This window comes from Paenibacillus spongiae, from assembly GCF_024734895.1.
Classification (GTDB): domain Bacteria; phylum Bacillota; class Bacilli; order Paenibacillales; family Paenibacillaceae; genus Paenibacillus_Z; species Paenibacillus_Z spongiae.
This window is the reverse complement of record NZ_CP091430.1, coordinates 6,547,190-6,572,773: the sequence shown is the minus strand read 5'-3', so window position 1 is coordinate 6,572,773 and position 25,584 is coordinate 6,547,190. Positions and strand designations below refer to the sequence as shown.

The 25,584-nt window shown below is 52.6% G+C and carries 23 protein-coding genes; 12 read left to right on the top strand and 11 right to left on the bottom strand.

What is annotated here, in order from left to right; genetic code table 11:
* The first annotated feature begins 159 nt into the window (after positions 1-159).
* The 4 genes from L1F29_RS29560 to L1F29_RS29545 all read left to right on the top strand — a co-directional run bounded on the left by L1F29_RS29560 (position 160) and on the right by L1F29_RS29545 (position 5,371).
* Positions 160-1,590 carry a SulP family inorganic anion transporter gene (locus L1F29_RS29560; protein ID WP_258385590.1) on the top strand — a complete coding sequence of 477 codons (1,431 nt, stop codon included), beginning with the start codon at positions 160-162 and terminating at the stop codon, positions 1,588-1,590.
* Positions 1,591-1,853: 263 nt separating this feature from the next.
* Positions 1,854-2,666, top strand: coding sequence for a type II pantothenate kinase (coaW, locus tag L1F29_RS29555; RefSeq protein WP_258385589.1), 813 nt, complete (start codon positions 1,854-1,856; stop codon positions 2,664-2,666).
* 133 nt (positions 2,667-2,799) lie between these two features.
* The gene (locus L1F29_RS29550) at positions 2,800-4,287 is read left to right on the top strand and encodes a stalk domain-containing protein (protein ID WP_258385588.1); all 1,488 of its coding nucleotides are present in this window, start codon (positions 2,800-2,802) and stop codon (positions 4,285-4,287) included.
* Between the two features lie 166 nt (positions 4,288-4,453).
* Positions 4,454-5,371 carry a phosphotransferase family protein gene (locus L1F29_RS29545; protein WP_258385587.1) on the top strand — a complete coding sequence of 306 codons (918 nt, stop codon included), beginning with the start codon at positions 4,454-4,456 and terminating at the stop codon, positions 5,369-5,371.
* Between the two features lie 152 nt (positions 5,372-5,523).
* Here the strand turns inward: L1F29_RS29545 and L1F29_RS29540 are convergent, their stop codons facing one another.
* Genes L1F29_RS29540 through L1F29_RS29530 form a run of 3 tightly spaced genes read right to left on the bottom strand, consistent with a single transcriptional unit; the run spans position 5,524 to position 7,009 of the window.
* Positions 5,524-5,769 carry a hypothetical protein gene (locus L1F29_RS29540; protein WP_258385586.1) on the bottom strand — a complete coding sequence of 82 codons (246 nt, stop codon included), beginning with the start codon at positions 5,767-5,769 and terminating at the stop codon, positions 5,524-5,526.
* A complete protein-coding gene (locus L1F29_RS29535; RefSeq protein ID WP_258385585.1) occupies positions 5,762-6,304 on the bottom strand; it encodes an RNA polymerase sigma factor in 543 nt (180 codons plus the stop codon). The genes L1F29_RS29540 and L1F29_RS29535 overlap by 8 nt, the downstream gene beginning before the upstream one ends.
* 9 nt (positions 6,305-6,313) lie before the next feature.
* On the bottom strand, positions 6,314-7,009 hold the full coding sequence (locus L1F29_RS29530; RefSeq protein ID WP_258385584.1) for a hypothetical protein: 696 nt from the start codon (positions 7,007-7,009) through the stop codon (positions 6,314-6,316).
* 751 nt (positions 7,010-7,760) lie between these two features.
* Between L1F29_RS29530 and L1F29_RS29525 the strand changes: the two genes are divergently transcribed.
* A complete protein-coding gene (locus L1F29_RS29525; protein WP_258385583.1) occupies positions 7,761-7,901 on the top strand; it encodes a hypothetical protein in 141 nt (46 codons plus the stop codon).
* 78 nt (positions 7,902-7,979) lie between these two features.
* On the opposite strand, the gene L1F29_RS29520 is transcribed toward L1F29_RS29525, so the two are convergent.
* The 3 genes from L1F29_RS29520 to L1F29_RS29510 form a co-directional block, all read right to left on the bottom strand.
* Positions 7,980-10,538 carry an outer membrane protein assembly factor BamB family protein gene (locus L1F29_RS29520; RefSeq protein WP_258385582.1) on the bottom strand — a complete coding sequence of 853 codons (2,559 nt, stop codon included), beginning with the start codon at positions 10,536-10,538 and terminating at the stop codon, positions 7,980-7,982.
* Between the two features lie 123 nt (positions 10,539-10,661).
* A complete protein-coding gene (locus L1F29_RS29515; RefSeq protein WP_258385581.1) occupies positions 10,662-11,747 on the bottom strand; it encodes a HupE/UreJ family protein in 1,086 nt (361 codons plus the stop codon).
* A gap of 186 nt (positions 11,748-11,933) precedes the next feature.
* Positions 11,934-12,116, bottom strand: a complete 183-nt coding sequence (locus tag L1F29_RS29510; protein WP_258385580.1) for a hypothetical protein — start codon at positions 12,114-12,116, stop codon at positions 11,934-11,936.
* Positions 12,117-12,727: 611 nt separating this feature from the next.
* Here L1F29_RS29510 and L1F29_RS29505 point away from each other — a divergent pair.
* Entirely contained in the window at positions 12,728-13,471 is a 744-nt protein-coding gene (locus L1F29_RS29505) for an alpha/beta fold hydrolase (RefSeq protein ID WP_258385579.1), read from the top strand.
* Between the two features lie 418 nt (positions 13,472-13,889).
* Positions 13,890-14,252 carry a hypothetical protein gene (locus tag L1F29_RS29500; protein WP_258385578.1) on the top strand — a complete coding sequence of 121 codons (363 nt, stop codon included), beginning with the start codon at positions 13,890-13,892 and terminating at the stop codon, positions 14,250-14,252.
* A gap of 142 nt (positions 14,253-14,394) precedes the next feature.
* Here the strand turns inward: L1F29_RS29500 and L1F29_RS29495 are convergent, their stop codons facing one another.
* The gene (locus tag L1F29_RS29495) at positions 14,395-15,198 is read right to left on the bottom strand and encodes a hypothetical protein (protein WP_258385577.1); all 804 of its coding nucleotides are present in this window, start codon (positions 15,196-15,198) and stop codon (positions 14,395-14,397) included.
* A gap of 270 nt (positions 15,199-15,468) precedes the next feature.
* On the bottom strand, positions 15,469-16,695 hold the full coding sequence (locus L1F29_RS29490; RefSeq protein WP_258385576.1) for a peptidase: 1,227 nt from the start codon (positions 16,693-16,695) through the stop codon (positions 15,469-15,471).
* A gap of 365 nt (positions 16,696-17,060) precedes the next feature.
* Between L1F29_RS29490 and L1F29_RS29485 the strand changes: the two genes are divergently transcribed.
* Entirely contained in the window at positions 17,061-17,435 is a 375-nt protein-coding gene (locus L1F29_RS29485) for a VOC family protein (RefSeq protein ID WP_258385575.1), read from the top strand.
* 132 nt (positions 17,436-17,567) lie between these two features.
* Positions 17,568-18,119 (top strand): helix-turn-helix transcriptional regulator, encoded by a 552-nt coding sequence (locus L1F29_RS29480; protein WP_258385574.1) that lies wholly within the window; start codon positions 17,568-17,570, stop codon positions 18,117-18,119.
* A 189-nt stretch (positions 18,120-18,308) separates the two neighbouring features.
* On the opposite strand, the gene L1F29_RS29475 is transcribed toward L1F29_RS29480, so the two are convergent.
* Positions 18,309-18,854 carry a dihydrofolate reductase family protein gene (locus L1F29_RS29475; RefSeq protein WP_258385573.1) on the bottom strand — a complete coding sequence of 182 codons (546 nt, stop codon included), beginning with the start codon at positions 18,852-18,854 and terminating at the stop codon, positions 18,309-18,311.
* A 128-nt stretch (positions 18,855-18,982) separates the two neighbouring features.
* Here L1F29_RS29475 and L1F29_RS29470 point away from each other — a divergent pair, with 128 nt between their 5' ends.
* The 3 genes from L1F29_RS29470 (at position 18,983) to L1F29_RS29460 (ending at position 23,087) form a co-directional block, all read left to right on the top strand.
* Positions 18,983-20,650 (top strand): S8 family serine peptidase, encoded by a 1,668-nt coding sequence (locus tag L1F29_RS29470; protein WP_258385572.1) that lies wholly within the window; start codon positions 18,983-18,985, stop codon positions 20,648-20,650.
* 246 nt (positions 20,651-20,896) lie between these two features.
* On the top strand, positions 20,897-21,850 hold the full coding sequence (locus L1F29_RS29465; protein WP_258385571.1) for a metallophosphoesterase family protein: 954 nt from the start codon (positions 20,897-20,899) through the stop codon (positions 21,848-21,850).
* A 436-nt stretch (positions 21,851-22,286) separates the two neighbouring features.
* Positions 22,287-23,087: a helix-turn-helix domain-containing protein gene (locus tag L1F29_RS29460; protein WP_258385570.1), complete on the top strand. Its 801-nt coding sequence runs from the start codon at positions 22,287-22,289 to the stop codon at positions 23,085-23,087.
* 14 nt (positions 23,088-23,101) lie between these two features.
* Here the strand turns inward: L1F29_RS29460 and L1F29_RS29455 are convergent, their stop codons facing one another.
* Together L1F29_RS29455 and L1F29_RS29450 are read right to left on the bottom strand one after the other, a co-directional pair.
* Positions 23,102-23,869: a spermidine synthase gene (locus L1F29_RS29455; protein ID WP_258385569.1), complete on the bottom strand. Its 768-nt coding sequence runs from the start codon at positions 23,867-23,869 to the stop codon at positions 23,102-23,104.
* Between the two features lie 175 nt (positions 23,870-24,044).
* On the bottom strand, positions 24,045-25,580 hold the full coding sequence (locus L1F29_RS29450; RefSeq protein WP_258385568.1) for an ABC-F family ATP-binding cassette domain-containing protein: 1,536 nt from the start codon (positions 25,578-25,580) through the stop codon (positions 24,045-24,047).
* Between the last annotated feature and the right edge of the window lie 4 nt (positions 25,581-25,584).

Here is a 25,584-nt window from a genome sequence, read left to right as displayed (position 1 = left end):
ATGCTAACCAAAGCGATGAACAGTAACGGCTATATGAAATGAACGGTGGGAGGGTACAAGCGTGGAGCGACCGTTAGAACATTCTTCCCGCGCAGCGGGTTGTGTTCCAATCCATGGTTCAACTTATTTAGACTAGTCCGTCTATATTTACGAAATGAGGTGACAACTATAATAAGCCAATCATCGTGGCGGGAGCAGTGGACAACCGGCATCAGAGCGAATGTGCTGGCAGGCATGACGGCCACGTTGGCGCTTATTCCCGATTCGCTCGCCTTCTCATTCATGGCCGGCGTGCCGGCTACCGTGGGGATTTATGCGACCGTTTGCATTCTGCTTGTCATTACGTTTCTCGGAGGCCGTCCCGGCATGATCTCCGCATCGGCGGGATCGATGGCTGTTCTGATGCTTGCCCTGGTGAACGAGCACGGCATTCAATATTTATTCGCCGCGACCGTTCTGACCGGCGTCCTTCAATTTCTAATGGGCGTCTTCAAGCTGGGCAAGCTTATGAAATTCGTCCCTCACGGGGTGCTGACGGGATTCGTTAACGCCTTGGCTATTCTCATTTTCATGTCGCAGCTCCGTTATTTCTCCGGCGCCTCGTGGACGATGTACGCGCTTGTGGCGGTAACGCTTGCCATTATTTATGTCCTTCCGCGCTATTTCAAGGCGATTCCTTCGCCTCTTGTGGCGGTAGTGCTCTTGACCTTTGCGGTGTGGGCCATGGGGATGGGGGATGTGTCGCGGATAGGCGATATTGCGAAGATTGACGCTTCGCTGCCGGCCTTCCTGCTGCCTGATGTGCCGTTCACATGGGAAACGTTCATGATTATTTTGCCTTACGCATTGTCGCTTGCGATTGTCGGCTACACGGAGACGCTGCTTACGCAAAATTTATTGGATGAGATGACCGGAGAGAAGACCGACAAGAACAAAGAAATGCGCGGCCAAGGCATCGCGAATTTCATCGCGGGCTTCTTCGGGGGCATGGCGGGCTGCGCGCTCGTCGCGGAATCGGTCTTGAATGTGAAGATGGGCGGGCGCAACCGGCTGTCTACGCTCGTTGCCGCCGTGTTTCTCCTGCTGCTGGTCGTCGTGTTCGGCAGCCTGCTCGATCTGGTTCCGATGGCCGCGCTCGTTGGCATCATGCTGATGGTTTGCGTCGCGATCTTTGACTGGAAGTCGGTGTTTCGTCCCCGCAGCGTACCGGCCAGCGATACAGTCGTTATGATCGTGACGGTTGGCGCGGTGATCTTGACGCATGATTTGGCCATTGGCGTTCTGGTGGGTGTTCTGATCAGCTTTGTGTGGTTTGCGGTGAAAGCGTCCAAGCTGCAGGTGCATAGCGAATGGAACGGCTCCAGACGGACTTACCGCATACAAGGTCAGCTGTTCTTCGGCTCTGCGGCAGAAATCCAGGAACGGATCGAATACGGCTGCAAGGCGGAGGAGGTCCATATCGATTTGACCGAATCGAAGGTTTGGGATCATACGGCCGAGCTCGCGCTGAGCAAGACAGTCGAGCGGTTGGAGAATGCCGGCAAGCGCGTGGTTGTCTGGAAGCCCGAAGCTCAGTCCCCTACCGGTTAGAATCGAAGGCAGCTTCGCAATTGCGCAAGCTGCCTTCTTCGGGTAACGGGCTCTTGCGAACCTCCGGTTAAAGGGCGGAAGGGAAGGATTACACCGGAGACGGATGCTGTGGTAATGTAAGAGTTAGCTAAGAATAAACGATGAGCGTCAGGAGGAATGATTCTGGCGAAGCGATCGTAAGAACATTCCGTTTGCGAAGCAGCATTTTACATATGAAACTGGCATTCTCAGTACATGGTTAACCTAGGAAAGGAAGTGAAACGATGAACATCGGTATCGATGCGGGCGGGACACTCATTAAAGTTGTATGCCGGAACAGGGGAGGGCTCAAATATCATAAATTTCCCAGCGTCCAATTGGACTATGTGGCTTCGTGGATCAATGGGTTCGATGAAGCTCAAGTTTGTGTGACCGGCGGCAAGGCCGCTTTGTTGAAATCGAAGATGAAGCGGTCCGCTGCGGAGATTGTAGAGTTCGAGGCAACCAGTCAAGGCGTGCGCTACTTTCTCGCCGATCACGACTTCACTGAGGACGCGTATCTGGTAACGAATGTAGGAACAGGCACTTCCATTCACCATGTGACGGATCGTCACCAGAAGCGGATTGGCGGAACCGGAGTGGGCGGCGGAACGATGATGGGGCTGGCGCAATTATTAACCGGGATAACCGATTATGAGCAAATCGTGCGGCTGGCAGCCAAGGGCGCGCGGGACCGAATCGATCTGAAGGTGAGCCATATCTATGAAGGCGCGGAGCCACCGATACCGGGAGACTTGACGGCGAGCAATTTCGGGCATTTGCTGCCTTCCGCATCGCTTGCTTCTCTATCGCAAGAGGAGCTATTGGCGGCTGTGATCGGCTTAGTCGGCGAGACCGTGGCGACGACGAGCGTGCTTGCCGCCGGGCAATGCGGCGTGTCCTCCGTTATATTCATCGGCTCATCGTTTCTCCGGAATAACCTTCTCAAAGAGGTGGTCATCCGGTATACGAAGCTAAGAGGAGGAAATCCTCTATTTCTCCGAAATGGGGAGTACTGCGGCGCCGTCGGAGCATCGTTATACGAAGCTTCTAAATAAGCGGGAGGAATAGTCGGGAAACAGAACAGCGAATATTTTTGTGCAACCTTTGCGTGCGCGAGTACGTCAGTACGGTGTAAATAATAAGCAGAATGTGTTTATATTTCCTGTACCGGAAGGAGTCACGCGCGTAATGAAGAAGTTGATCGCTGTTCTAAGTCTGGTCTCCTGCTTGTCCGCAGCCTCGCTGGCCAGTGCTGCCCCGGCATCGGAGACGAATAGCAGTATTCGTTCCTTCGAGCCGACATCCCTCGTAAAATCGGATGGAACCTATTGGGAATGGGGGCAGAATCAGTCGGTTCCTACGCAGGTTCATGGGCTGACAGACGTGTCTCGTTCGTTAGCGGGACAGCTTGTCATGAAGGAGGATCATTCGGTCTGGTATTGGGATCGAAGCGCTCTCTCTTCGGCCGCTCAGGTGCAGCCGGTCAAGGAGCTGGATAACGCGGCCTTCGTCTATTCCAATTGGGACGAGCTGCTGGCTGTCGATGCGCAAGGGAAAGTATCGGTCCTTCCGAAGAAGGATGGAAAATGGGATATCACCCAAATTAATCCGCTTCAGGGAATCGATAACGTAACGGCCATCAGCAATTATTACGAATCCTATCCTAAGGACGGTTATCAGCGGCTGGTCTTCCTGAAGAAGGATGGAACCGCCGTGAAGGATACGGAATCGCCGCAAGTGTTCAGTCCGATTCAAGGGCTGGACCGCATCATTGCAATCGACCGGAATCTGGCGCTCAAAGAAGACGGGACGGTCTGGACCTGGCAGACGGAATTTACCGGGGCCGAGACGCCGGCCAGCCAAGTGAAGGCTGTCCAGATCAAAGAGCTGTCGAATATCCGGCAAATTCGAACGAACGGGAACACCCATCTTGCCATCGACAGTCAATCCCGTCTCTGGTATTGGGGAGCGACGATTACCGGATTCTCGGACGGGACGACATATCATAAGGGAACCGTGCCGATTCTATTGAACACGGTCAGCGATGTGAAGGATGCCGTCATCGCGGAACGCTCCCTGCTTGTGCTTACCCATAAGGGGAAGGTTCTCATGGCTTCCATCGAGCGGGAAGCGATGCCGAGCAATCCGGCCTTCGAGCAGCTTGCGACGGATATCAGCCAAATCAAGAGCGGCGGAAGACATGCAATTATGCTGAAGAATGACGGAACGCTGTGGGGCTGGGGCGTGAACAAGAATGCCGAGCTGGGGTATGGCGACTACGAATTTATGCATAGCGAGGCGGTACCGGTTCAACAGGCGATTCAGGTCGAGTTGAACGACGAACCGGCGATCTTGACAAGCGGCGTCATCACCCGCAGCGGGCAGGCATTTATTCCGCTTCGCTCCATCTTCGAGAAGCTGGGTGCATCTGTCGAATGGGACGAAATGAAGAAAACGGTAACGATCGTCCGGAAAGAAGCGGGCAAGCCAGGCGTCACCATCCTCATCGATTACAAGACGGGCGAGATGAAGCTGAACAATGCGATTGTGAAGCTGGCCAATGAGCCCTTCGGCATCAATGGCACCTCCTACTTGCCGCTTCGTTTCATCAGCGAATCGCTGGGGGCCAAGGTCGACTGGGTCCAGAAGGAAGACCGGATTTCGATTACGATGTAATTGTTCAGGTTTTGTTAAGAGATGTACAAAATGGGGCAGGACGCCGAGGCGATCTGCTCTTTTTTTGTATGAATAAATGAAAAACATGGATTGTTGACAATATTTCTGGAAGAAATATGAAAATTTTTGTGGTACTCTATTAGGAGTAAATCAAAGGGGGGCTAGCATGAACGTAAATGATATTCATGAGCACATTCCTATCTTGCGGAACATTACAGCCATCAAACAAATACATAAAGGGTTCTCGTTCGACGAAAAGTTTCTGTTATTCGAAGGAGAGAGCCGTCAGCCTCAATATGTTCTCCGGACCTCCGGCCTGCAGCAGATGGATCGCAAACGCAGCGAATATGATCTCATTCACCGCGTGCATAACATGGGTGTCAAAACATCGGAACCCATTGCCTTCGGTACCGTCGAATCGCTCGATATCTGCTACATGCTGCTTCGGTTCGTGGTCGGGGAAGACGGAACCGACGTGCTGTCGGCCTTGTCCGCAGGCGAACAATATCAGATCGGATCCGAGGCAGGGCGGGAATTGCGGATCATGCATGAGCTTCCCGCACCCGCGGGGATGGAGCCTTGGCATGTACGCCGGCAAGCCAAGCATGAGAAGCAGTATCTTGCGTACCGTAACTGCGGTGTCAGGCTGTCTGAAGAGGAGGCGATCGTGTCGTATATTGAAGAGAATTTGCCTCTGATGAAAGGCCGGCCCGACCGGTTTCAGCACGACGACTTTCATCCGAGCAACCTGCTCATTCACAATCGGAGCTATGCGGGCGTCATTGACTACAACCGGTACGATTGGGGCGATCCATACCATGATTTCCTGAAAGTCGCTTACTTCAGCAGAGAAGTAAGCGTCCCTTTCTCCATCGGGCAAATTGACGGTTACTTCGGAGGGAAGGTGCCGGAACGATTCTGGAAGCTGTACGCTCTGTATACGGCACTTATTGTGTTTCCTACCGTCACGTGGACCCTTCAGGTCGTGCCCGAGCAGTTGGAATCGATGCTGGAACGCATACGTGTCGTGCTGGACGATCACCGGAATTTCGAAAGCGCGGTGCCGGCATGGTACAAGCCGTAACAACAAAGAAGTGAGGACGTTCGGGATCGAACCGTCCTCACTTCTTTGTTATTTGGGCCAAGAGGGGGCTAGGCTCTCTTGGCTCTTTTCTTGTTCGATTTCGATTCTAGCAGAAGAATAACGGGACGGAGATGCCGACTAAGGTGTCGCCGCTATCCTGCATTTTCCTTGAAGGGCCATCCGGCAGGAAACACAGGGAGCGGATTGAACCGGGTTTGAGCGTACAGACGCTGCCACCACTCGTAGCTAAGCTCGTTGGAGATCATACATATATGATCATAATCAAGGTCGAATTGCGTTTGCGGCGTAGGGATTTGTTCAGCCCAGCTCTCCAGGAGCTGATCCAGCTGGCGCTGAACATGCGCGGGAAGCATGGCTTCCATCCATTCTTCATCCATTGGGTTTCCTCCTTTCGACCCTTTCTTCGGCGGGCAGGATATGAAGCTTGTCGGCGAGCAGCCGCCTGGCTTGCGCGATGCGATAGCGTACGGTCCCTGCGGGTACGTTCAGGGAGTCGCCAATCTGAAAGCTATTCATTCCGCCGATAACTTTCATCAACAGTATACAGCGCAGCTCCTCCGGAAGTTCGTTGATCGCGGCTTCGAGCTCGCTGAACCTCTCTTTGCCCGCTAACCATTGCGAGAGATCGCCGGCGGTTTCCGCCCGTTCGGCGCGAATTCTTTCATCTGCCTTCTTGCGGGTTGCAGATTTGCGGTAGTAATCCTTCACCAGGTTGGAGGCGATCGAAAAGATCCAGTGCAGCCGTTCATCTTCATGAATATGTCCGGCTGTGTCGATGCGGTTCCAGACCCGGAGGAAGGTGTCCTGGAGTAAATCGGCCGCCGTATCTTTGTTCGTGGTGCGTCCCAGCAAATAAGCAAACACCTTCCTGGAGTGCCCGGCATAAAGCTCCTGAAACAGCGCTTTATTCATCGGCTGCCGTTAAGCGTCTTGTTCGTCTCGTGCTTCGATCGAACCGAGCAGTGCAACCGCAAGGAATTGCGTAACGGGAACAAGCGCTTTCGGAACCGACAGCTCGCCGATCAGCACGATTTCCGATACTTTCTGTTTTAGGGTTGCCGCGTCCACATCGTCCGCGATTTCATGATCCCCTATTAGCACCATAGCCATCTTGTCGTCGATAAGGTCAAAGAAGCCCTTCGAGAATGTCTCGTCGCCGATAAAAATCCGCGGGGAGCCGGAGCTGTAATAGACGATCTGGCCGGACAGCTGCGTCACCGCGCTGGCGATCATCGCCTCATCGCTCTTAGGGGCGATCATCTGACCCGCCACAACGACCTCGCTAAAGCCGACCTTTGGGATGGGGGACGTGATGACCACTTGACCTACAAGGACAAGAATATCTTCCGGCGCGCCTGTATGGTTTGCGAACACGTCGCCGCTCAAGGTTAGCTGGCCGTTGAACATTTTGATTTTCCCAGCCGTCTCCGGCAATGAAATCGTCATCCCGATGTTTCTCTGCGTGATCTTCATCAACGTGCCCGATAACGATGCGGGAGCGATCAGGATGCCTACGCTCTCAATAAGCGTGATGCCTTCCAAGTCCTCCGGCTTCTTCCCCGTGAGATCGAGAATGCCCAGATTCGAAATGCTGCTCGCCTGCTCCATCTTTTCCATGTAAAACCCTCCAATTCGTTATTGTAGTTGGTTCTACACAGTAAAACGTATATCCTCGCAAAGTGTTGGAACAAATGGAGCTTTTCCGTAAAAATATTTCGGGCGCGAATGCGAATGCTCCTCTCTTCGAGTATAGCAACTTTTTCCAAGTCCGGGGCGTCTAGATAAGTTGAACGAAAGTTTCGCACGGCCGAACGGCAAACAGGCATGAGATGGTCAGCGGCGACCCGCATTGGCGACCGTATCGATTGTTATCGATTATTACGGACCGTGAGTCCGCTATTTCGCCTTGTCGGCCCAATTTTGTTGCACTTGCGGACCCTCAGTCCTCTATTGGCTGCGAAACGGCCTCGATCCCCCGCATTTGCGACGAATAGCGGACTCAGGGTCCGCAGCACCTAATAAAAGTCGGGTTTCCTGCAAATTGAGGACTGTATGTCCGCAGAGATCGTGCCGTACGAGACACAATCGAAGTTCTTTCGTTCAACTTACATAGATGGCAAGATCTATTAGATGAGGACGCTTTGGTACCGACAGGCGAGGGGTTTACTTTCGACTACACACTCCCGAAAGGAGAGGCCCTTCGCTTTTATAAGGAGTATAAGGGGCTTAAGAGTTATATCGAGATCAATGAGGATGGCCTCGGGGAAGTTAGTGGCAGAGGGACGGATCGGGAGCTTCCACCGAGCATCGCGAGCGAGGGACGAAACCGGCTCCATTCTGCGAAGCGGTTTATATCGCGGATATGTTCATGCTGGATCTAACCATCTACGGCACCGTGGAAAGTGCGGGCAATGGGAAGGAGATCGGACGGCTGGACCGGACGGAAGAGGCGAACAAGGATAAGATTATCGTTCCCATCGACGGAGAAACGAGAATCGATGCGAAATAACCGAGGATGGCAATAGAAGAGGTAAGCCCACGGCAAAGAAAAGAGGCCGATCCCGCCGGGATCAACCTCTTAGGCGTGTTATTCCTTCTTCGTGGAGGTGAAGGCATAGACGTTGCCGTCAAATGCGCCCACAACAAGGGTGTTGCCGGAAATGGCAGGCGATGAAGCAATCCATGCGCCGATTTCGTAGGACCACTGGACCTCTCCGTTCTGTTTGTCCAGCGCGTACAAGAAACCGTCGTTCGAGCCGACGTACACGGTACCGCCGGAAACCGCCGCGGACGAGATGATGCCGCCCTCGGTCGCCGCGCTCCAGAGCAGGGCGCCCGTTTCGGCATTCAGTGCCTCGACTTTGCCGTTCGGGAAGCCCATATAGACGACGCCGTCGACTACCGCCGGGGATGAGCCCGTCGTATTGCCGGCAATGTAGGATGTGCTCATGTCGGTTTTATAGCGCCATTGTTCCTTTCCGGTTTGAGCATCGAGCGCGACGATCAATCCGCCGCCGTAGCCCATATACACCTTGCCGTCCGCGATCGCCGGCATCGAATGCATCCAGCCGCCGGCAGGGCGCGCACGCCATAGCTCGTTCCCGGTCTTTGCATCGATGGCGATCAAATAGCCGCCGTCGGCTCCGACGTATACTTTGCCATCCTTCACAACAGGAGTCGACTCGGTGATCCAGCCGCCCGCGAGCTTGGCGGTCCATACTGTTTCTCCCGTCTTCGCATCAAGGGCCATCATTTCCCCGCCGCGCATCGAGCTATACGCTTGGTACACGATTCCATCCTCAACGGTAGGCGAGTAGTACATCCAAGCGCGATTGACTTCGCCCGTTCCAATCTTCTTCTCCCATACCTTGCTTCCCGTTTCCGCATCCAGCGCATACAGGGTTCCGCGGATCGTAGATGCGTAGACGATGCCGCCGGCTACCGCAGGGGAGGCTTGAACTTGGGCATCCGCTTCAAGCTTCCACTTCTCGCGGCCTGTCTTCAAATCCAACGCGAGCACGGTATTTTCTTTCGTGTCGTCCTCGTCTCTCGTGCCGATATAGACGCTGCCGTCTACGATCGCCGGCGACGAAGTGAGAATGGTGCCTTCGGTCAAGTGGCTCCAGGCCAGCTTCAAATCAGGCGCCAGTTCGTCCAATGCTTCTCCCGTATGCTGGGCATTGCCGTGGAACATCGGCCAGTTCTCGCCCTGCTGCGGCACGACCGCTTCAGAAGGCTCGACCAGGGTGAAGGTGCTGCTCTCCGACCATGTTTTTTGGCTGTCGTCCGTCACCCGGACTTCAATCGTATGCTCGCCGAGCGCTTCTTTGCCCGCTTTCCATAAGGCCGACCAGGTCATCGCTCCGCTGCCTGACAGGGAATGCCACTTGCCGCCGTCAATGCGGTATGTCGCCTCCGTCACATTGCTCGACGTGTTATAGGCGTTGACCTGCACTTGAATGTCTGCCTGCGGCGCTTTGCTGCCGGGTGCCGGATTGACGATGGCCAGACTTTGATTGACGTCGTAATACTTGAACGGATTGGACTCCTCATCGCCCTTGAAGGAGATGACGCGGAAGCCGTTCGGCGTCTGGTCGATCGTATAGGAGCTGGAGTTGGTGACCACGTGTTTCGCCGTTTCAATCGTATCCGTCGACACGTCGTTCACGTGCGTATGACCCATCAGCAAGAGGCGGGTGTTATATTCCCCAAGCAGGTCGATGTACTGCCGGGCTTCCTCCGGATGCGGCGTTTGCGGGTTGTTGAACGGCCTGTGCGTGACGACCACGACTTCCTTGTTCTTGGCGTTCTGGGCCAGATCCTCCTTCAGCCATTGGATCTGATCCGCTTCGCGCATGCCCAGGTTGTTCTCCAGAATGATAAAATGCTTGCTGCCGTAATCGAACGAATACCATTCCGGACCCAGATAATTCCGGTAGCGGTCGATTCGGGCCGAGTAGTTCGCCCCTCCGGTAAAATCATGGTTGCCTACCGCCGGATAAACCGGCAGCTTCGACGTGGCCGTGCTGGCAACGAAGTCCTTGAACTCCGCGTCCGTCGCGTTATTCGTAATATCGCCGCTGATGGTGATGAAGGCGGGGCTGCCGGAGAGCTCGTTCAATTGCGACAATTGGTTCGTGAAACGCTCGCGGTTGTTGGTCGTTCCGGCCTGGACGTGAACGTCGGCAATCCCGACGAAATCAAAGTTCGGGTTGGACGTTTCAGGCGCCTTTAGTAGTCCGAAATGAACATCGCGGTTCTCGCCGGGCTGAAGCTGACCTAGATTTTGGTAAAACTTAGGGATTCTATACTCGTCGGTCGGTATCGTGTAGCCGTCTGGAGTGGTAATAAACACCATGTCCGTCGCGCGGCGGTCCGGGTTGACCGGCAGCATGTATTTGCCTTGGGCGTCCGAGAGGACGATGGTTGCCCCGTCCGAAACGCTGATTCCCGGAAGGCCGTTTTCGTTTGAATCCTGTACGCCGTTCTCGTTCTTGTCGACGAATACGATTCCGCTGACCGTAGCTTGAGGCGATTCCGCCATAACCGGCTTGAAGACGGCGGCAAGGGCCATGCCGAACATGGCGGCGGCGGTCAAAGCCTGGATTTTTTTCTTGCCTCGTTTGACTTGACGAGCAAAAGACATACGATCTTCCTCCTTATGGATCCGATGATTTGATTGTTCTTCTCATTAATAGCGACAAACCGCTGAAATAATGGCGTTATGATCTTCCCTTGGCATCACCTCTTTCAATGCGCTGTTCAGGAATTATGCAAGCATCCGCTCCCAATACCAGAAGAAACCGAAGGCGAACACGGAGACCATGGCCGCAACCTCAACCGGACGATACCATCTGGATTTACGCAGCAGGAGCATCACAAGGAACATCGCGCATATGACGAGCAGCTGTCCAAGCTCTACGCCGATATTGAAGGCGGCCAGCGGCAGGATGGAACTGGCTTTGAACGAGCCGGTCATCTCGAGAGCGCCGGCAAAGCCGATGCCATGCATTAGCCCGAAGCCGAACACCACGTATGGACGGGCTTTATTAAGCCGGATTATAAATGCCTCGACCGCCACATAAGCGATGCTTAACGCAATGAGCGGCTCAACGATCTCCGGAGGCACCGAAATGACGTTCCATGCCGTCAATCCGAGCGTCACGCTATGGGCCAGCGTAAAGATGGTCACGGTTTTAAGCACGTCCTTGACCGTCCGCGACGTTAGAACCAAAGCGGCAACAAACAGAATATGGTCCAGGCCGATCATGATATGATGGAAGCCGAGCTGGATAAATCGCACAGCTTGACCGACAAACCAGGTTTCCCCGAGAGGCAAATCCCGGTTGCCGGAGCTGAACACGTACTGCCCTTCTTTGCCTCCCCATTGATAGGCTGCAATGTTGCGGTGCAGCTCATCGTTGTCGTCGAAGAAGATCCCATAGTTCACTTCGACCGCCTCGGAGCCCGACGGGTTCGGATATTCGAGAACAAGGTTCGCGTACAGGCGTCCGATTCTCGTATCCATCCCCGTATGTACCAATTCGCCGGCTGCGGCTTCGCCGTTGATGAAGATTTTTAAATTCGAATGGACGTAATCCGCGATCGCCTGCCGATTGTCCTCCAGCTTCCGCTGCAATTCGGGCACGGGATCGTTCGGCATGGCGTCGAGCATGACGACGCGGCCCAATTCGAAGTAATCGAGCATCAGTTCATAACGCAGCTTGCCCGGTTCGCCTGAAATCTTCGAGAAGCCTTCGCTGTTGTCCGTATGCGCCGACACCGGGGAAATCGGCAGCAACCCGGCGAACAGCAGGAAGAGGGCGATCAATAATCGGCTGCCCTTCTTAATCATCAAGTAAACCTCCTTTTAGTTGCTCGATAGTGAGCATTTTTTCAATTGTATATTATTGGGTGATGGCGATGAATAACAGTGAAGTTATCGTAAATGCAGGTCGGGCAAATACAAAAGAAGCCTTCAAAGCCGCGAGCGTATTCGCGGTTTTGAAGGCTTTTTGGTAAGCGGGGAGGTTGATCGAATTTATTGGGGTTCCTCCAAAATTTGTTCACCGGCCTCAACAAATGCAGCAAGGCACTCTTTTATCGTTTCAAGGTCGGGATTGTCTTCTAATATAATTTTAATTGATCTTATAATTGACTCGAGCTCGTAGTATTTTTTCAACGATTCTGTAATCGCTTCCGTTTGCGAGTCCGAGGCTGCCATGAAACGCACGCTCCCTTTTTCAGTCGATGCTTATTATCTTCTCTAGGGTTGTTTATAAAATATATCAAAACCAAAGCAAGATGTCAGCCTACAATGGATCGGAATAACAAATAAATACGTCCGTCGAGAGATAAGGATGCAATCGGATGATAAAAAAGAAGAAGAGCCCCCAAACCACACTGCTCACGCTTGCCGTTGACCGGTAATCCGCTGACTCTGCACGTCTGCGCGGCGGTCCGGCTTGAATAGGATCAGCCCCAGGAGGGTAACGAGCAATCCGGCGCAAATGAGATAAGGAATGATCCTCTCTCCCTACGCCAATCTTTGCTTCGATCAAGCATGATTCTTAAGCGCTATGCATAGGACTATTATCCGGTACTCCGCTCTACGCCGGCTACCTGCCGAAGGAGCAATAATCCCTGCAAGAGGAGTGAGTCATGCGGCCTGCGGCAACTAAAGCCGTTTATGAATTCATTCCGAGCATGGTCCCGCGTTGAGGACAGGGGCTTAAAAATATTTTATTTTACGATCGCCCAAATAAGACAGAACATGTCATATTTAGATGATATGATCATTTTAGGAGAACAAATAATCGAGATCGAAAGAGGAGAATGCAGACGAAGCCTACAGCGGCCGGTGAACAGGAGCAGACAGGAATCGTATTCGTCCATGGAGCGGGACTGGCAAGCGGAATCTGGAGCAAAGTGGCGGAAGGGCTCGACCGTCCTTGCCTGCTGGCCGATTACCCGTTTCTGAAGGGCGGGGAGCACACGTCCAGACAAGCGCTCGCTCTGGACGATTACATAAGCGGTATGAAAGGGCAACTTGACCGGTGGAAGGTGAAGCGGTTTGTAATCGTGGCGCATTCCATAGGGGGCGTGCTTGCCCAGAGGCTTGCCGCGGATCAATCCGGCCGATTGGCGGGCTTCGTAGGCGTAGGAGCGGCGATACCTAAGAATGGCGGATCGTTCCTCTCGGTTCTGCCGCTGCCGAAGCGGTTCATCATGTCCATGATCATGCGTAAGATGGGTACGAAGCCCCCGGAGTCGGCTATTCGTACGGGGCTATGCAACGATCTGACCTCCGGGCAGGCGGAGAAGGTTGCGCGGAGCTTTATTCCCGAATCGTTGGCGATCTATACGAGTCGCATCGAAGCGGTTCTGCCCGAGGTGCCCAAGCTCTATGTGAAGCTGTTGAAGGATAAGGAATTCGGCCAGTCGCTGCAAAATAAAATGATCGCGAACCTGTCTCCGCAAACCGTAGCGACTCTGGAGACCGGACACCTGCCTATGATTAGCGATCCGGAAGGCTTGCAGGCCATTCTGCAATCCTTCATGTTTGAAATAGAAAGATAAGAGAGGCGGTTCCGCTAGGAACAAGATGCGGACTAATCGCGATTATTTCTATGGATATATTGTGGGAGCAGCGCTCAGCGCGATTCCTATACCGAAGTTCTTCTTCTGAGAAGATGTGATGGAGCATGTAAGCGCCTTATAAGATCTATTTAATAAGAAAATATTTACAATACGAACATATGTACGTATGGGGGGGCTGGTACAATCAATTCAATGAATGCGAGGGATGGGAAGATGGTGTTTCAAACGATGCGGCGCGGTCCGTTTGTATTGGCCGGTATTCGCGTGGAAAGCGAATTTCCGGGTTGGGACCGGAAGAGCGTATGGCTCGGCGAGGCGTTTCGGCAGCTGGACCAACGGCTGATCGGTTCAGGTATGGAGGGGATGGCCGAGCAGCCGCAGACGTTCGATTCCATATGTGCCAGCGAGGTCCCAGTACTTCATTTATCATATCGTGCCGTGGGAAGGTTTTATCGTCGGGGTAGGAGCCGCAGCGGAGTTCGGACGCGAGGCCGCGGCCGGCAACGGCTTCGATGCCGGAAAGATCCTTGGTGCCGGTGCGGGCGGAGCGGGCCTTGGCGCGTTCGTAAGCTTCGGCGGAAGCAGCGGCCTGCCGGTGCTGGACTTCTTGAAGCCTGAATTGACGGGAGCCGTAAGCAGCTTGTTCGCCCAAGGCGTCAGTTCCGTATTCGTGCTTGATTACGCCGATGACCTGTGGAAGTTCCTGGTCGACAACGATCTTGCTAAGGCAAGTAAAAGCGGTACATTCAATTATCCGTAATGGTTGTTCGAAAAGGCTCTCCTCTGCAGCAACATCTGCACAAGGGAGCGCCAGTATGCCAACATCAAACAAGGGGGAGCATGCCAAAGGCATGCTCCCCCTTGGCAGCTTACGGCTGCGCGAATTCATGGGCTTGCGGCGATCACGATTCGACCTTTTGTATCTTGGAAGGATTGTTGATTTTGTAAGGCACGGGATGCTTCGTGAGCTTCTTCGCTGCAATCTTGGCTTCGAATGTAATGATGTCCCCGATCTCCAGCTCCTGCTTCTTGAGGGTGGCGCTGTGGCTGGACCATGCCAGGCCGACTTCGGTCTCCGGGTCTTCCTTGATGAACACGGACTCGTAGATGACGACCTCATCGTCTTCCTCGGCAAAATGATTCGGCACCGTGGTAAACTCCTGGACGGTCGCGATCATTTTTACTTTCGCCTCGGGCAGCTGCAGCTTCGGCGCCCGTTTGGATTTTCCCTTCGGCGCTTCTGCAGCCGTAGGCCCTTCCTCGCGGGGAGCTTCCGCCTTCGGAGCCTCGGCCTTCACTGCTGTGACCTTAACCTCTTCGATCTTAGGCTCGTCCAGCCGGGAATCGTCAACGGATAGAACGTCATCCTGCTGCTGCGACTCCGACTCACCGCCCTCTGTCGTCTCAGCCGATTTATCCGCAGAAAACGACTGCCTCTGACCATAATTCGAAGCCTGCATCTCCTTCAGGTAAGAGGGGTGGATGCAGTGAAGCTGATTATTATCGAATTGAATGACCGCAATCATGCTGTCGACATACCCGATAATGCTGCACGGCAGATTTACCCCGCCGCCTTTATAGTAGAAGGTTTTCGTCTTGGATGCCTTTTCGGAGAGCAAGCTCCATTCCTTGCATTTCTCAATCTGCTCCGCCTCGTCCTCGAAGGCGATATACGTATTTGGCTCAATAAAGAACGCGTGTCCCATATGATCTCCGCCTTTATCTTAATATATAAACATTTTATCATTTTTTTCGATACAACAACTATATCCTGAACGAACGCGCGTAACAATGAGCGGAGCATAAAGAATAATTCTGGTGAAGTGCAAAGTGGAAAATTTAAGGGAATTCGGGAACAACAGCGATCGTAAGGGCGTTCTGCCTGCGGAGCGGTTTGTTCCCAGCGCAAAAAGCCAGCCGTTCCCCGAAGGTGAACGGCTGGCTCGCAGGTATTTCTTTTTTTCAGGATACGGCTATTACTTCGACTCTGCTGCGTTATCATCAGGAGCGACGATGATAATTTCGGCATTCGTAATTGGAGGGAGCGATCTGGTCATGATGGAAGAATGGTAAGCGAGAATCTTAGTACCGGGCTTCAGCTCGCTTTCCAGACCGTCCGGAGTGATTACTTGAGTATCTTCCGAAATGTTGAGAATGACGTCGTTGTCCGTGGATTTATCCGATGCTACGTCAACATGGATTTGGTCTTTCGCCTCACGGTCGGTATCGGCGATGGTGCCTTCCACTTTATTGGTTGCTTCCGCTTTGACAACGATCTTATCCGCATGCGTCCGAGCCGGATAGATCATCGTCATCACTTCGCCGTAATAAGCATCGACCCGAATATCGGCTTTCAATGCATCCGGCTTCAGCGCGTTGCCGTCTTCATCGACGATTTGGGTATCCTCATCCACCGTAAGAAAGACATAATTCACGCCGCCTTGCTCTAGCGGATTTCCGATTACGGTAATGATGCTGTCGGAGACATTCGTAATAATGCCGTTCGTGCCTGGCGCTTCTTTCTTAACGGACTCCGTGTCCACGATGACATAATTCGTTGTCGATTGAGGCGGAAGGCTCGCCGTAACGGCAGGGCCGTAGAATGCTTTGACGCTCATGCCGGGCTTGATCGCGCTTGCTTCAACGGCTTTGCCGTCCGTGCCGAGGATTTGAGCTTTGTCGGCAAAGTGCAGCACGATCTCTTCCTCATGGGCGGAGTAGATGTTCGTGCCTTTCACGACGATTCCGGTATCTCTCACTTCGGTTACCGTACCGTCAATGCCGGTAAAGCTCTGATCTTGAACAACCAGCGTCAGCGCGGTTCCGCGGGCAGGAAGGCTCTTCGTAATATTAGGACCGTAGAATGCCTTAACGATTTTTTTCTCATCGATAATCTTCTTTAATGGCACTGTTTTGCCTTTGGCATCGATGATCTTGGTATCCTTGGTGATGGCAAGAATGATTTCGCTTTGATCGGTCGGAGCCAATCCGCGACCGGTGACGGTAATGAATTTGCCTGATTTATCGTTTACAAAATTAGTAATTTGACCCATTGTGCCAGGGACGACCTTCACTTGATTGACGATGGCTCCTTGTCCATTGTGAATCGTTGCCGTCGGAACGTTCTGTGCGCTAGCTGCGATCGGCACGGCTGTCATTGCTAGAATAGCTGTTGTTGCTAACGCTTTGTGCATCTTCTTCATTAGTCATTCCTCCAACGGTTACACAAGATGTTTGAAGTGTGGCCACACTTGCTTTCATTGTCTTAGACGGCGGGTTTTTCTGGAATGTTGCAATTTTTTTGATCAGTTCCGATCTTTTTGCGAGAAAGAAATAGTTTACAGCGTTTAGAAAGTAAGATAATCTTTTTATAATGGTAAATATTACAATGTCTGGGTAAGGTATTTCGACCGGTTTAGTTCGCGTTGTGAAGCGTCATGGAGCACACTCGGTCACAGGTTATACCAGATGATCTGCTTGCAGGAAAGGTTAAGTTTACCTTTTTTGATCTTGTTTAGCGGAAGAAACATACTTGGGCGAGAGCCTTCCTACTTAGGAGGTCATGAGGGTGGCAGAGGTGAAGTTAACGGGGTCTTCAACGGTTCTGCTCGTCAGCGATCTGGATACTTCGGTCGCATTCTACACGAGACTTGGGTTTTCTTATGAGCTTGTGGGCGGGCCGGATGTTCAGCATGTGCATATGACGCGTGATGCGATAACGTTCATTTTGCATCCTGCACGAAATAAGTGCGATGTCAGACCGTTCTCTTCCGCAGCGGGCGGTTTATACTTCGATGTCTTCTGCTATGCGGATGTGAGGCAGCTCCTCGAGGAGTTCGCGTCCAGCGGCATCGAGATTGCGGATGGACCGCATCTGAATGATTTCTTTAGCGAGTTTACGATACAAGATCCGGACGGATACCGAATTTCATTCGGGGGATAGTGCATGCCCCACCCTGCTCCGCAACACCAGGTTGCAAAAATCGACTAACCCTCATCAACTTTAACTCGATATTGGTTTATTGAAGGGTGTGCTACGATAACGGTGAACTTAGCGTAGTAAGGAGGGGCATGGATGCTGGATAATAAGCAGATCGGCAAGCGTATTCTGATTCAGCGGAAAGGATTGAAGCTGACGCAAGCGGAGCTTGCGGATCAATTGAGCGTTAGTCATCAAGCCGTATCCAAATGGGAGAACGGCGAATGTCTTCCCGATATTGAGCTGCTGCTGCGGATGGCCCGGATGTTTCGCCTGACGGTTGAAGAGCTGCTGTTGGATGAACGTCTTTCCGGCGAGCCTGCTGTTAAAGGCGGGGGCTGTCAAGAAGACGGGAGTCTTCTATGGACGGAAGTCCTGGAAAACATAAAGAAGCAGCTGTCGACGCCAAGCTATAATACATGGTTCAGACATACATCTGCCGAATTTGACGGGGACTCTCTAATCGTGTACAGTCCCACTATTTTCGTAACAGAGTGGCTGTACAGCAGATACGCATCGCTTATTATAAACACGATCGAACAGCTGCGGGGAGAATCGGAACTGCAAATACGATTTCAAACGTCACCAGCAGCATACAGCCATTCACTGCATGGAGGCATAGACTCCAGGCGGGCAATACTAGAATAACGGTTGTTCTTATGAATCAATGCTGACAGAAGAACTGAAGCAAGTCGGCGTGCATCAGGAACGAGGCCGGGAATAGATCAGATATCAAGGAAGGACATCCCTTTCATCATGTAATTGCGGTTTCGCCACCGGCAATTAATGATGGATAGATGTCCTTCTTTATTTTCGCATATGGAGGAAGTCGTGAAGTCAATCGTTCTTCTCCGGCAGGTAAGATAGAATGATGACCCCCGATCGGGTCGTTCTGGTCTCGATCAGCTTCAGCGCCCGCGTCTCGGCTCCGTCCTGGAAGAGCCGCCTGCCGCTGCCCAGAATGACAGGATGGACCAGCAGATGATACTCGTCGATGAGGTTATACTGCTTGAGCGTGTGTATAAGGTCGCCGCTGCCGTAGATTAAGAGGCTATGTCCTGGATGTTGCTTCAGACGGGTTACTTCATCTACGATATTATCCCTGACGAGGCTGGCATTCCACTGCGCTTCCTCCAAGGTTGTCGTCGCTACGAATTTGGGCATGCTGTTCATCCTGTCCGCAAAACCTTCTTCATCGGTCATTACCGGCCATGCAGCCGCAAAGCCTTCATACGTCACTCGGCCCAGCAGAAGAGCATCGCTCGCAAACAGCAGGTCGAACTGAAAATTCGTTACTTCATCATTCAAGTATGGCCTTGTCCAGGAGGGCTCCTCCATGACGCCATCCAACGACAGATCCATCGATACGATTACTTTTCTCATAGGGGATCTCCTCTCGCGCGTCAGTCTTCTTGATTCTATCATGCACGTTGGAATGTGATTTCTTATCGATTGCGGTCATTATCATCGGCTCTAAGGAAACTGAAATAAATGAAAAGGCGGAGAACGATATGGAACGAATGAAATGGAGTTCGATTCGGGAATTTCTGAAAATTCCAGAAGAGCTTACAGGGAAAAATGTGAATATTGCCGTTATCGACGCGAGTTTTGCGGCGCATCCCGATATTGCGTCGAACGGGCGGCGGTGCACCTACCTCGTCAAGACGTCAGATCCTAACGCGGAGCCTCGCCCAGTTGAAATCAAAGAAGGGCCTTGGAACAAAGGGTCGCATGGATTATGGTGCGCTGCTTCTGCGGCCGGATCGGGACATCTGTCGAGCGGTCTTTATACAGGTGCCGCGCCAGACGCTAATCTCTACTTATTGGAGACGGGCCCATTCCGCACCGCTTGCGATATCGAAGAAAAGTTTTCTGTCGCTCTGGAGTGGTTAAAGGCAAATTGGCGGGCCTGTCGGATCCGGGGCGTCGTCTTAACCGTCACCGCCTCGCGTGACACGGGGCTGCTGCCTTGGCAGGCGGATCCCGTTCGAATTCTTTGCGAGGAGCTCGCTGAGGAGGGTCTCTTGGTCGTATCGTCCTCAGGCAATACAACCGACTTGACCTGTAATGGACCTTCGGCATCGCCCTCAGTACTGTCTGTTGGCGGTGTTATCGTGCCAATGGATGGGGACTCGCGCCATGCGACGGCCTATCACGGGTGCAGGGGAATGACGTTTGAGAAGAAAGGGGTACCGGAAATTCTCGCTCCTGCGGAAAATATCGTTATCCCGTATCCATTTCAATCCGAACAAGAGCGTTTGAACCATTATACGGCCCCCTTCGATGGATTGCCGGAAGGTTATGCGAGAACGGAAGGAACGTCGTATGCCGGTCCGATTCTGCTGGGCGCGGCGGCATGTATTTGGGAAGCGCATCCTTCGTGGACGGCTAACCAAGTGAAATCGGCTATGCTTAGCAGCAGCTTCGTCACGGAACAAGTGTGGGAGGAGTTGCGTTCCGGGCTGGTGGATGTGTCCGCTGCCGTGAATATGCTGCCGGAACAACCGCAGGCTTCACCAGAAAGTCCATATTCACGCTGGCAGAGCTGGAGAAGCAAAGATATTGCGGAGCGGATCACGTCCATGACAGGTCCGGATGAGGAGGACGTACTGGCGGCGTTGTTATCTCTCTTCCCTGAAAAGCCGTCCTTGGACGTCGCGAATCATATTCGTCCCTTATTGAAGCATGCTTCTTATCCGATCCGGGCCGCATCCATCATTCTATTGTCCGGCATTCCTGAATATGTAACGAAAGACATGCTTCAGCCATTATTCAAAGATAATAGCAGCTATGTACGGATGGGCGCTCTCTACGCGCTCAGTCAGTTTCCGGACATATGGAAGGGGTGCGCGGCGGAGCTGACCGAGCTTATGGTTGACCGTGAGTTCCCCGATATTAGCTGCTGCGCCATCACTCTTGCAGGGAGGACGAGGGATTCCGTCTATGTGAGGCCTCTAATCGAAGGGCTGCGGGAGGATGCGCTTCATCAGCGGGTCTCTAATTTCAGCGAACGCTGCATGGCATTGGAACAGATTACAGGCATGCAGTTTGAGCCGCATCCGGAATGGCGTGACGGACAGTGCTTCTATTCAGAAAGGACGACCGAATCCAGGCTGGATTTAGCGCGTCAATGGATAAGCTGGGGGCAAGGGAGAGGGATTCTGTGTCATACAGACTGATCAACGCGGTTCACTCCACGCTTGGAGAAACATTTGCGTTCACGAAGCCCGGCAGAGGAAATGTCCGACATACGAAATATTATGATACGGGATCCTGGCAGAATAACGAATAAGATGATCCATAAATTTCGGCTCTATCGTTGTATTTGTCTTTTTTGTAAAGTCGGCTGTTTGCATTGTATTTCTATTCAATTTTGCTATGATGAAATCCGTAGATTCAAGAAAACGATGAAACGGAGGCCAAGTATGGCACACCACCTGAAGCTTCGGGAAGACGGTTCTTTCACGATCGTGCAATTTACAGATGTGCATTGGCAGAACGGCGAAGAAGCCGACCTGCAAAGCGAGGAATTGATGAAACGCATATTGAACGATGAGCGCCCCGATCTCATTATGTTTACAGGAGATATGATTCATGCCAATAGGTGCGCGGATCCCCGCGAGTCCATTCGAGGCGTCGTGCGTGCGGCAGAAGCCGCAGAGATTCCTTGGGCGGCCGTCTTCGGCAACCATGACGACGAGTCGGACGTTACCCGGCATGATTTGATGGCGGTCATGCAAGAGCATTCATTCTGTATATCCGAGCCGGGACCGCAGGAAATTCACGGCGTCGGTAATTTCGTGCTGGACATTATCAATCCTGCTGACGGTTTGCCCGCCGCTTCGTTGTACGGCTTCGATTCCGGGGCCTATGCGCCTGCCCGTGCCGGAGGATACGACTGGATCCGCCGCAGCCAGATCGACTGGTATGCCGAACATTCTTCCGCCCGGGCGGAGAAAGCGGGATTCGCGCTCCCATCGCTCGCTTTCTTCCATATTCCGATTCCGGAGTATAAAGACTTATGGGATTTCCATACCTGCTACGGCTCCAAATTCGAGTCCGTCGGAAGCCCTAAAATAAACAGCGGGTTATTCACCGCCTTCGTCGAGATGAACGATGTCATCGGCACGTTTTGCGGTCATGATCACATCAACGACTATTGGGGCGATCTTCTTGGCATCCGGCTATGCTACGGCAGGGCGTCGGGATACAACACTTACGGCCGGGAAGGCTTTCCGCTAGGCGCGAGAATCATCCGGTTCGAGCCCCTTAAGCGCAGCTTCGATAGCTGGATACGGCTTGTCGACGGCACCGTCATTGGACGGCAAGAGGAGCATTCTCCCGTGTATTCGGACCGGGAACCATACATCGAAGTTTGAGATCCGATAAGAAATCGAAGATTAACGGTAAATGTCAAAGCACGTCCATGCCGGCACCGACCATTCCAACTTGCAGGTCTCGGGGCTGAACATATATTCTCCGGGAATGCGGGAAGGGCAGCTCGCTTGAATGCGGACTATGCTGTAAGCAACCGGTGCAGGCATGTAAATCTATTCGGGAGTTTCAAGATCCGGTACCGTTATGAGACTGCTGGATCTTTTTTATACGCTAGAAAAATAAGGCCCGAATCCGAGGATTCGAGCTTTTTTTTTGTCCATTACGGATTGTGAGATATACCTTACGGCAGGCGCTCATTGCGAGCTTGAGCTGTCGCACTTAGCTTGACAATCCGCCTAAAAAAATTATTCCAAATTTATGCAAAATGTGATAACATAAATAAGAACAAGTGTTCTTTATTTGGGGGGGGTAGGAAGGATGACGCAACGATATTCGGAAATTGATGAAGTAATCGCCTACATTCATCGGCATATATATGATCCGCTGCCGTTGTCCCGATTGGCGAATCATGTCGCCTACAGCCCCTATCATTTCTCACGCCTATTTAAGGAAAGAATGGGGCTCTCCCCCCTCTATTATGTCTCTTCATTACGATTACAGAAGGCGAAGGACCTGCTGCTGCAAACGAATTTAAGTGTTCGCGACATCGGATTGGAGATCGGGCAGCAAAGTCTGGGAACCTTCACGACCCGTTTCACCGAGAGGGTCGGTGTAACACCGTCAGAATTCCGTAACTCGTCCCAGCATGCCAGCAGCCAACTGCTTTCTTTGAAGCGGCTTACCGACTGGCACGCGCCGCAGTATATTTCCAATTCGCATGCCATCATACAAGGGACCGTCAGCACGGTGATCCCTTTCGAAGGCGTCATTCTGATCGGCCTCTTCGCCAAGCCGATCCCGGAAGGGCTTCCTTTGCACGGAACATTGATTTCATCGTCGGGCGATTTCTGTTTCACGGGCGTTAAACCCGGAATCTACTACCTGATGGCAACATCGGTCTCTTGGGAGATGCAGGCTGCCGATTTTATGCTTCCGCATAATACGCTGCGTACACGATCGCATGAACCGATCATCGTCGGATCCCAATCCTATGTCCCGCATCAACAAGTCATGCTGTATCCGGCCCGTATCGACGACCCTCCCATCTTGATTTCTCTTCCCCTGTTAATGAACAATTTTCTTAATCGGGTTCACCAGAGCTCGATGAAAGGCGGCTAATGCTTAGATTAAGCTTATTCGTTCATGCAGGAAAGCGATGAGACGCGGTCTCGAATGATATGTCCTGCATCAAGCTGGATTTCAGTGAAACCGGCCATTGCCCGCGGTTGGAAGTCAATGCTCTTGTCGTTGCCCATAATAATGATATTTCGTATGTCGGACATCTCCTCCGCCGGGAGCGCGAAGACCTTCGTGAACGCGAACGTTTCTCCGAGCGTGGTGTGAATCGCGTTGATCCGTCTATCGTTCTTGATTCTGCCCATCAGATTGATGAGGATCGATCCTTGGGGACGAAGCTTCTCCTTGGCTATTGCATAGAACTCCAACGTCGTCAGATGGAGCGGCGATCCCTTCTTGGTGAAAGCATCTACAATTATATAGTCATACAATCGCGGCTCTTCGTGCATGAGGAGCTGGCGTCCATCTCCGACGGCGATATTATTCTGTCGGTAATGAAACCAGATTCTGCTTAGCTCCACGACCTTCTCGTCGATTTCTGCGACGGTAAACCGCTTGTCCGAATAATGGCCGGCGATCGCGCCGATCCCATGCCCGATGACAAACACATGCTCGAACGTCGAATGATTATGCTCCATCAGATGAATCATTGCCCTTGGGTATTCAAGCACAACACGCTTCGGGTCATTCAAGTCCATTGCGCCTTGAACGGCATCATCGGAAAACTGCATGCAGCGGTATTTGCCGAGCTTGCCATCCAACTGTCCTGCCTCATATATCGTAATCTCGTTATATTTACTCGATTCCCTGGCTAGCACATGCAATTCAATAATCTCCTTTGGCCCATTGTTGATTATTATTATACCTAACTGGAGGATGGTTTTGCATGGCATGGTCTGAGGCACAACACTCCAAACAAGAACGAACGCGATGGATGCGCCGCCGCAGCATTCCTCCGGCAGATACATCCATCGCGTTGCATATTGACTCTATATCGCTTTACCGCCAATCGTGAACGGACCAAATGCGGGTCACCCAATCTTCGTAGAAGGACGGTTCGTGGGAGACGAGCAGAATCGTTCCCTTGTAGTCCTGCAGCGCTTGCTTGAGCGCTTCTTTCGCATGAATATCCAGGTGATTCGTAGGCTCATCGAGGACAAGCAGGTTGCCCGGCGTGAGCATCAGCTCCGTAAGCCGGACTTTGGCCTGTTCCCCGCCGCTTAGCGAGTCGAGCGGTTTGCCGATATGCTCTGCGGTTAAGCCGGGCATGGCGAGCGCTTGCCGGATGTCCTTCTGCAATAGGTCGGGCCGGAATGCCCATACTTTCGCGAGCGGAGTTTCGCTTGAGACTGCAGCCTCCTGTTCATAATAAGCGGCCTTCACGCTTTCCGAGATCGTTAATGTGCCGCTTATGGGCCGATGATCGCCAAGCAATGTGCGTATGAGCGTCGACTTCCCGGCACCGTTCTCACCGATGATCGCGATTTTATCGCCGCTGCGGACTTGCAATGAAACGGGCTTAAACAAAGGTTGACGATAACCGACCTCCAGCCGTTTCGCTTCCAATATCACCGCATCCGTGCCGCTCCCTTGAGCCGTAAACTTGAAGCGCGGCCGGGGGGCATTCTCCGGCATTTCCACACGAATGATTTTATCGAGCATTTTTTGCCGGCTTTTGGCTTGCTTCGCCTTGCGATTGCGGTTCTTGTCAATGAAGGTCTCGAGCTTCTTGATTTCATGGCTTTGCTTGGTATACGCCGACTGCAGCTGGATTTTGCTCAGGTCATACGCCTTCTTGAATTGCACATAGTTGCCGGTATAGCGCTTGATGGTTTGGTGAGCGAGATGAAAGATCACGGATGTGACCTGGTTTAGAAAATGTTCATCATGCGAGACGACGAGAAACGCATGCTCGTATTGCCGCAGGTAATCCGTCAGCCATTCGATATGCGCAGCATCCAAATAGTTCGTCGGCTCATCCAGCAGCAGCACATGTGGTTCCTCCAATAGCAGCTTGGCAAGAAGGAGCTTCGTGCGCTGGCCGCCGCTCAGCTTGCTAACATCCTTCGATAGCCCGATCTCAACCAGTCCGAGCCCAAGCGCCACGTTCTCGATCTTGGCCTGAAGCTGGTAGAAGCCTGCTTGCTCGAGGCTCGTCTGCAGCTCCCCGTATCTCCTCAAGAGGGCGTCCAGCTCATCTCCTGCATGAGCCATTCGCTCCGCGAGCCTGTTCATTTCGCTCTCCATCTCGTATAGCGCCAGGAAGGCCCGCTGCAAATACTGCTGGACGGTTATACCAGGCTGCAGCTCTATATGCTGTTCAAGAAAGCCGACCTGAATATTGGAGGCCCACTGGATCTGGCCTTGATCGGGCAGCAGGCTGCCGGTAAGCAGGGCGAATAAGGTGGATTTTCCGGCGCCGTTAATACCGACCAATCCAGCGTGTTCCCCTTTCAGTAAGCGGAAGGCTAGGTTGTGAAACGTGATCTGATCGCCGTACATATGCGTAAGATTCGTAACGTCTAGAACACTCATGGTA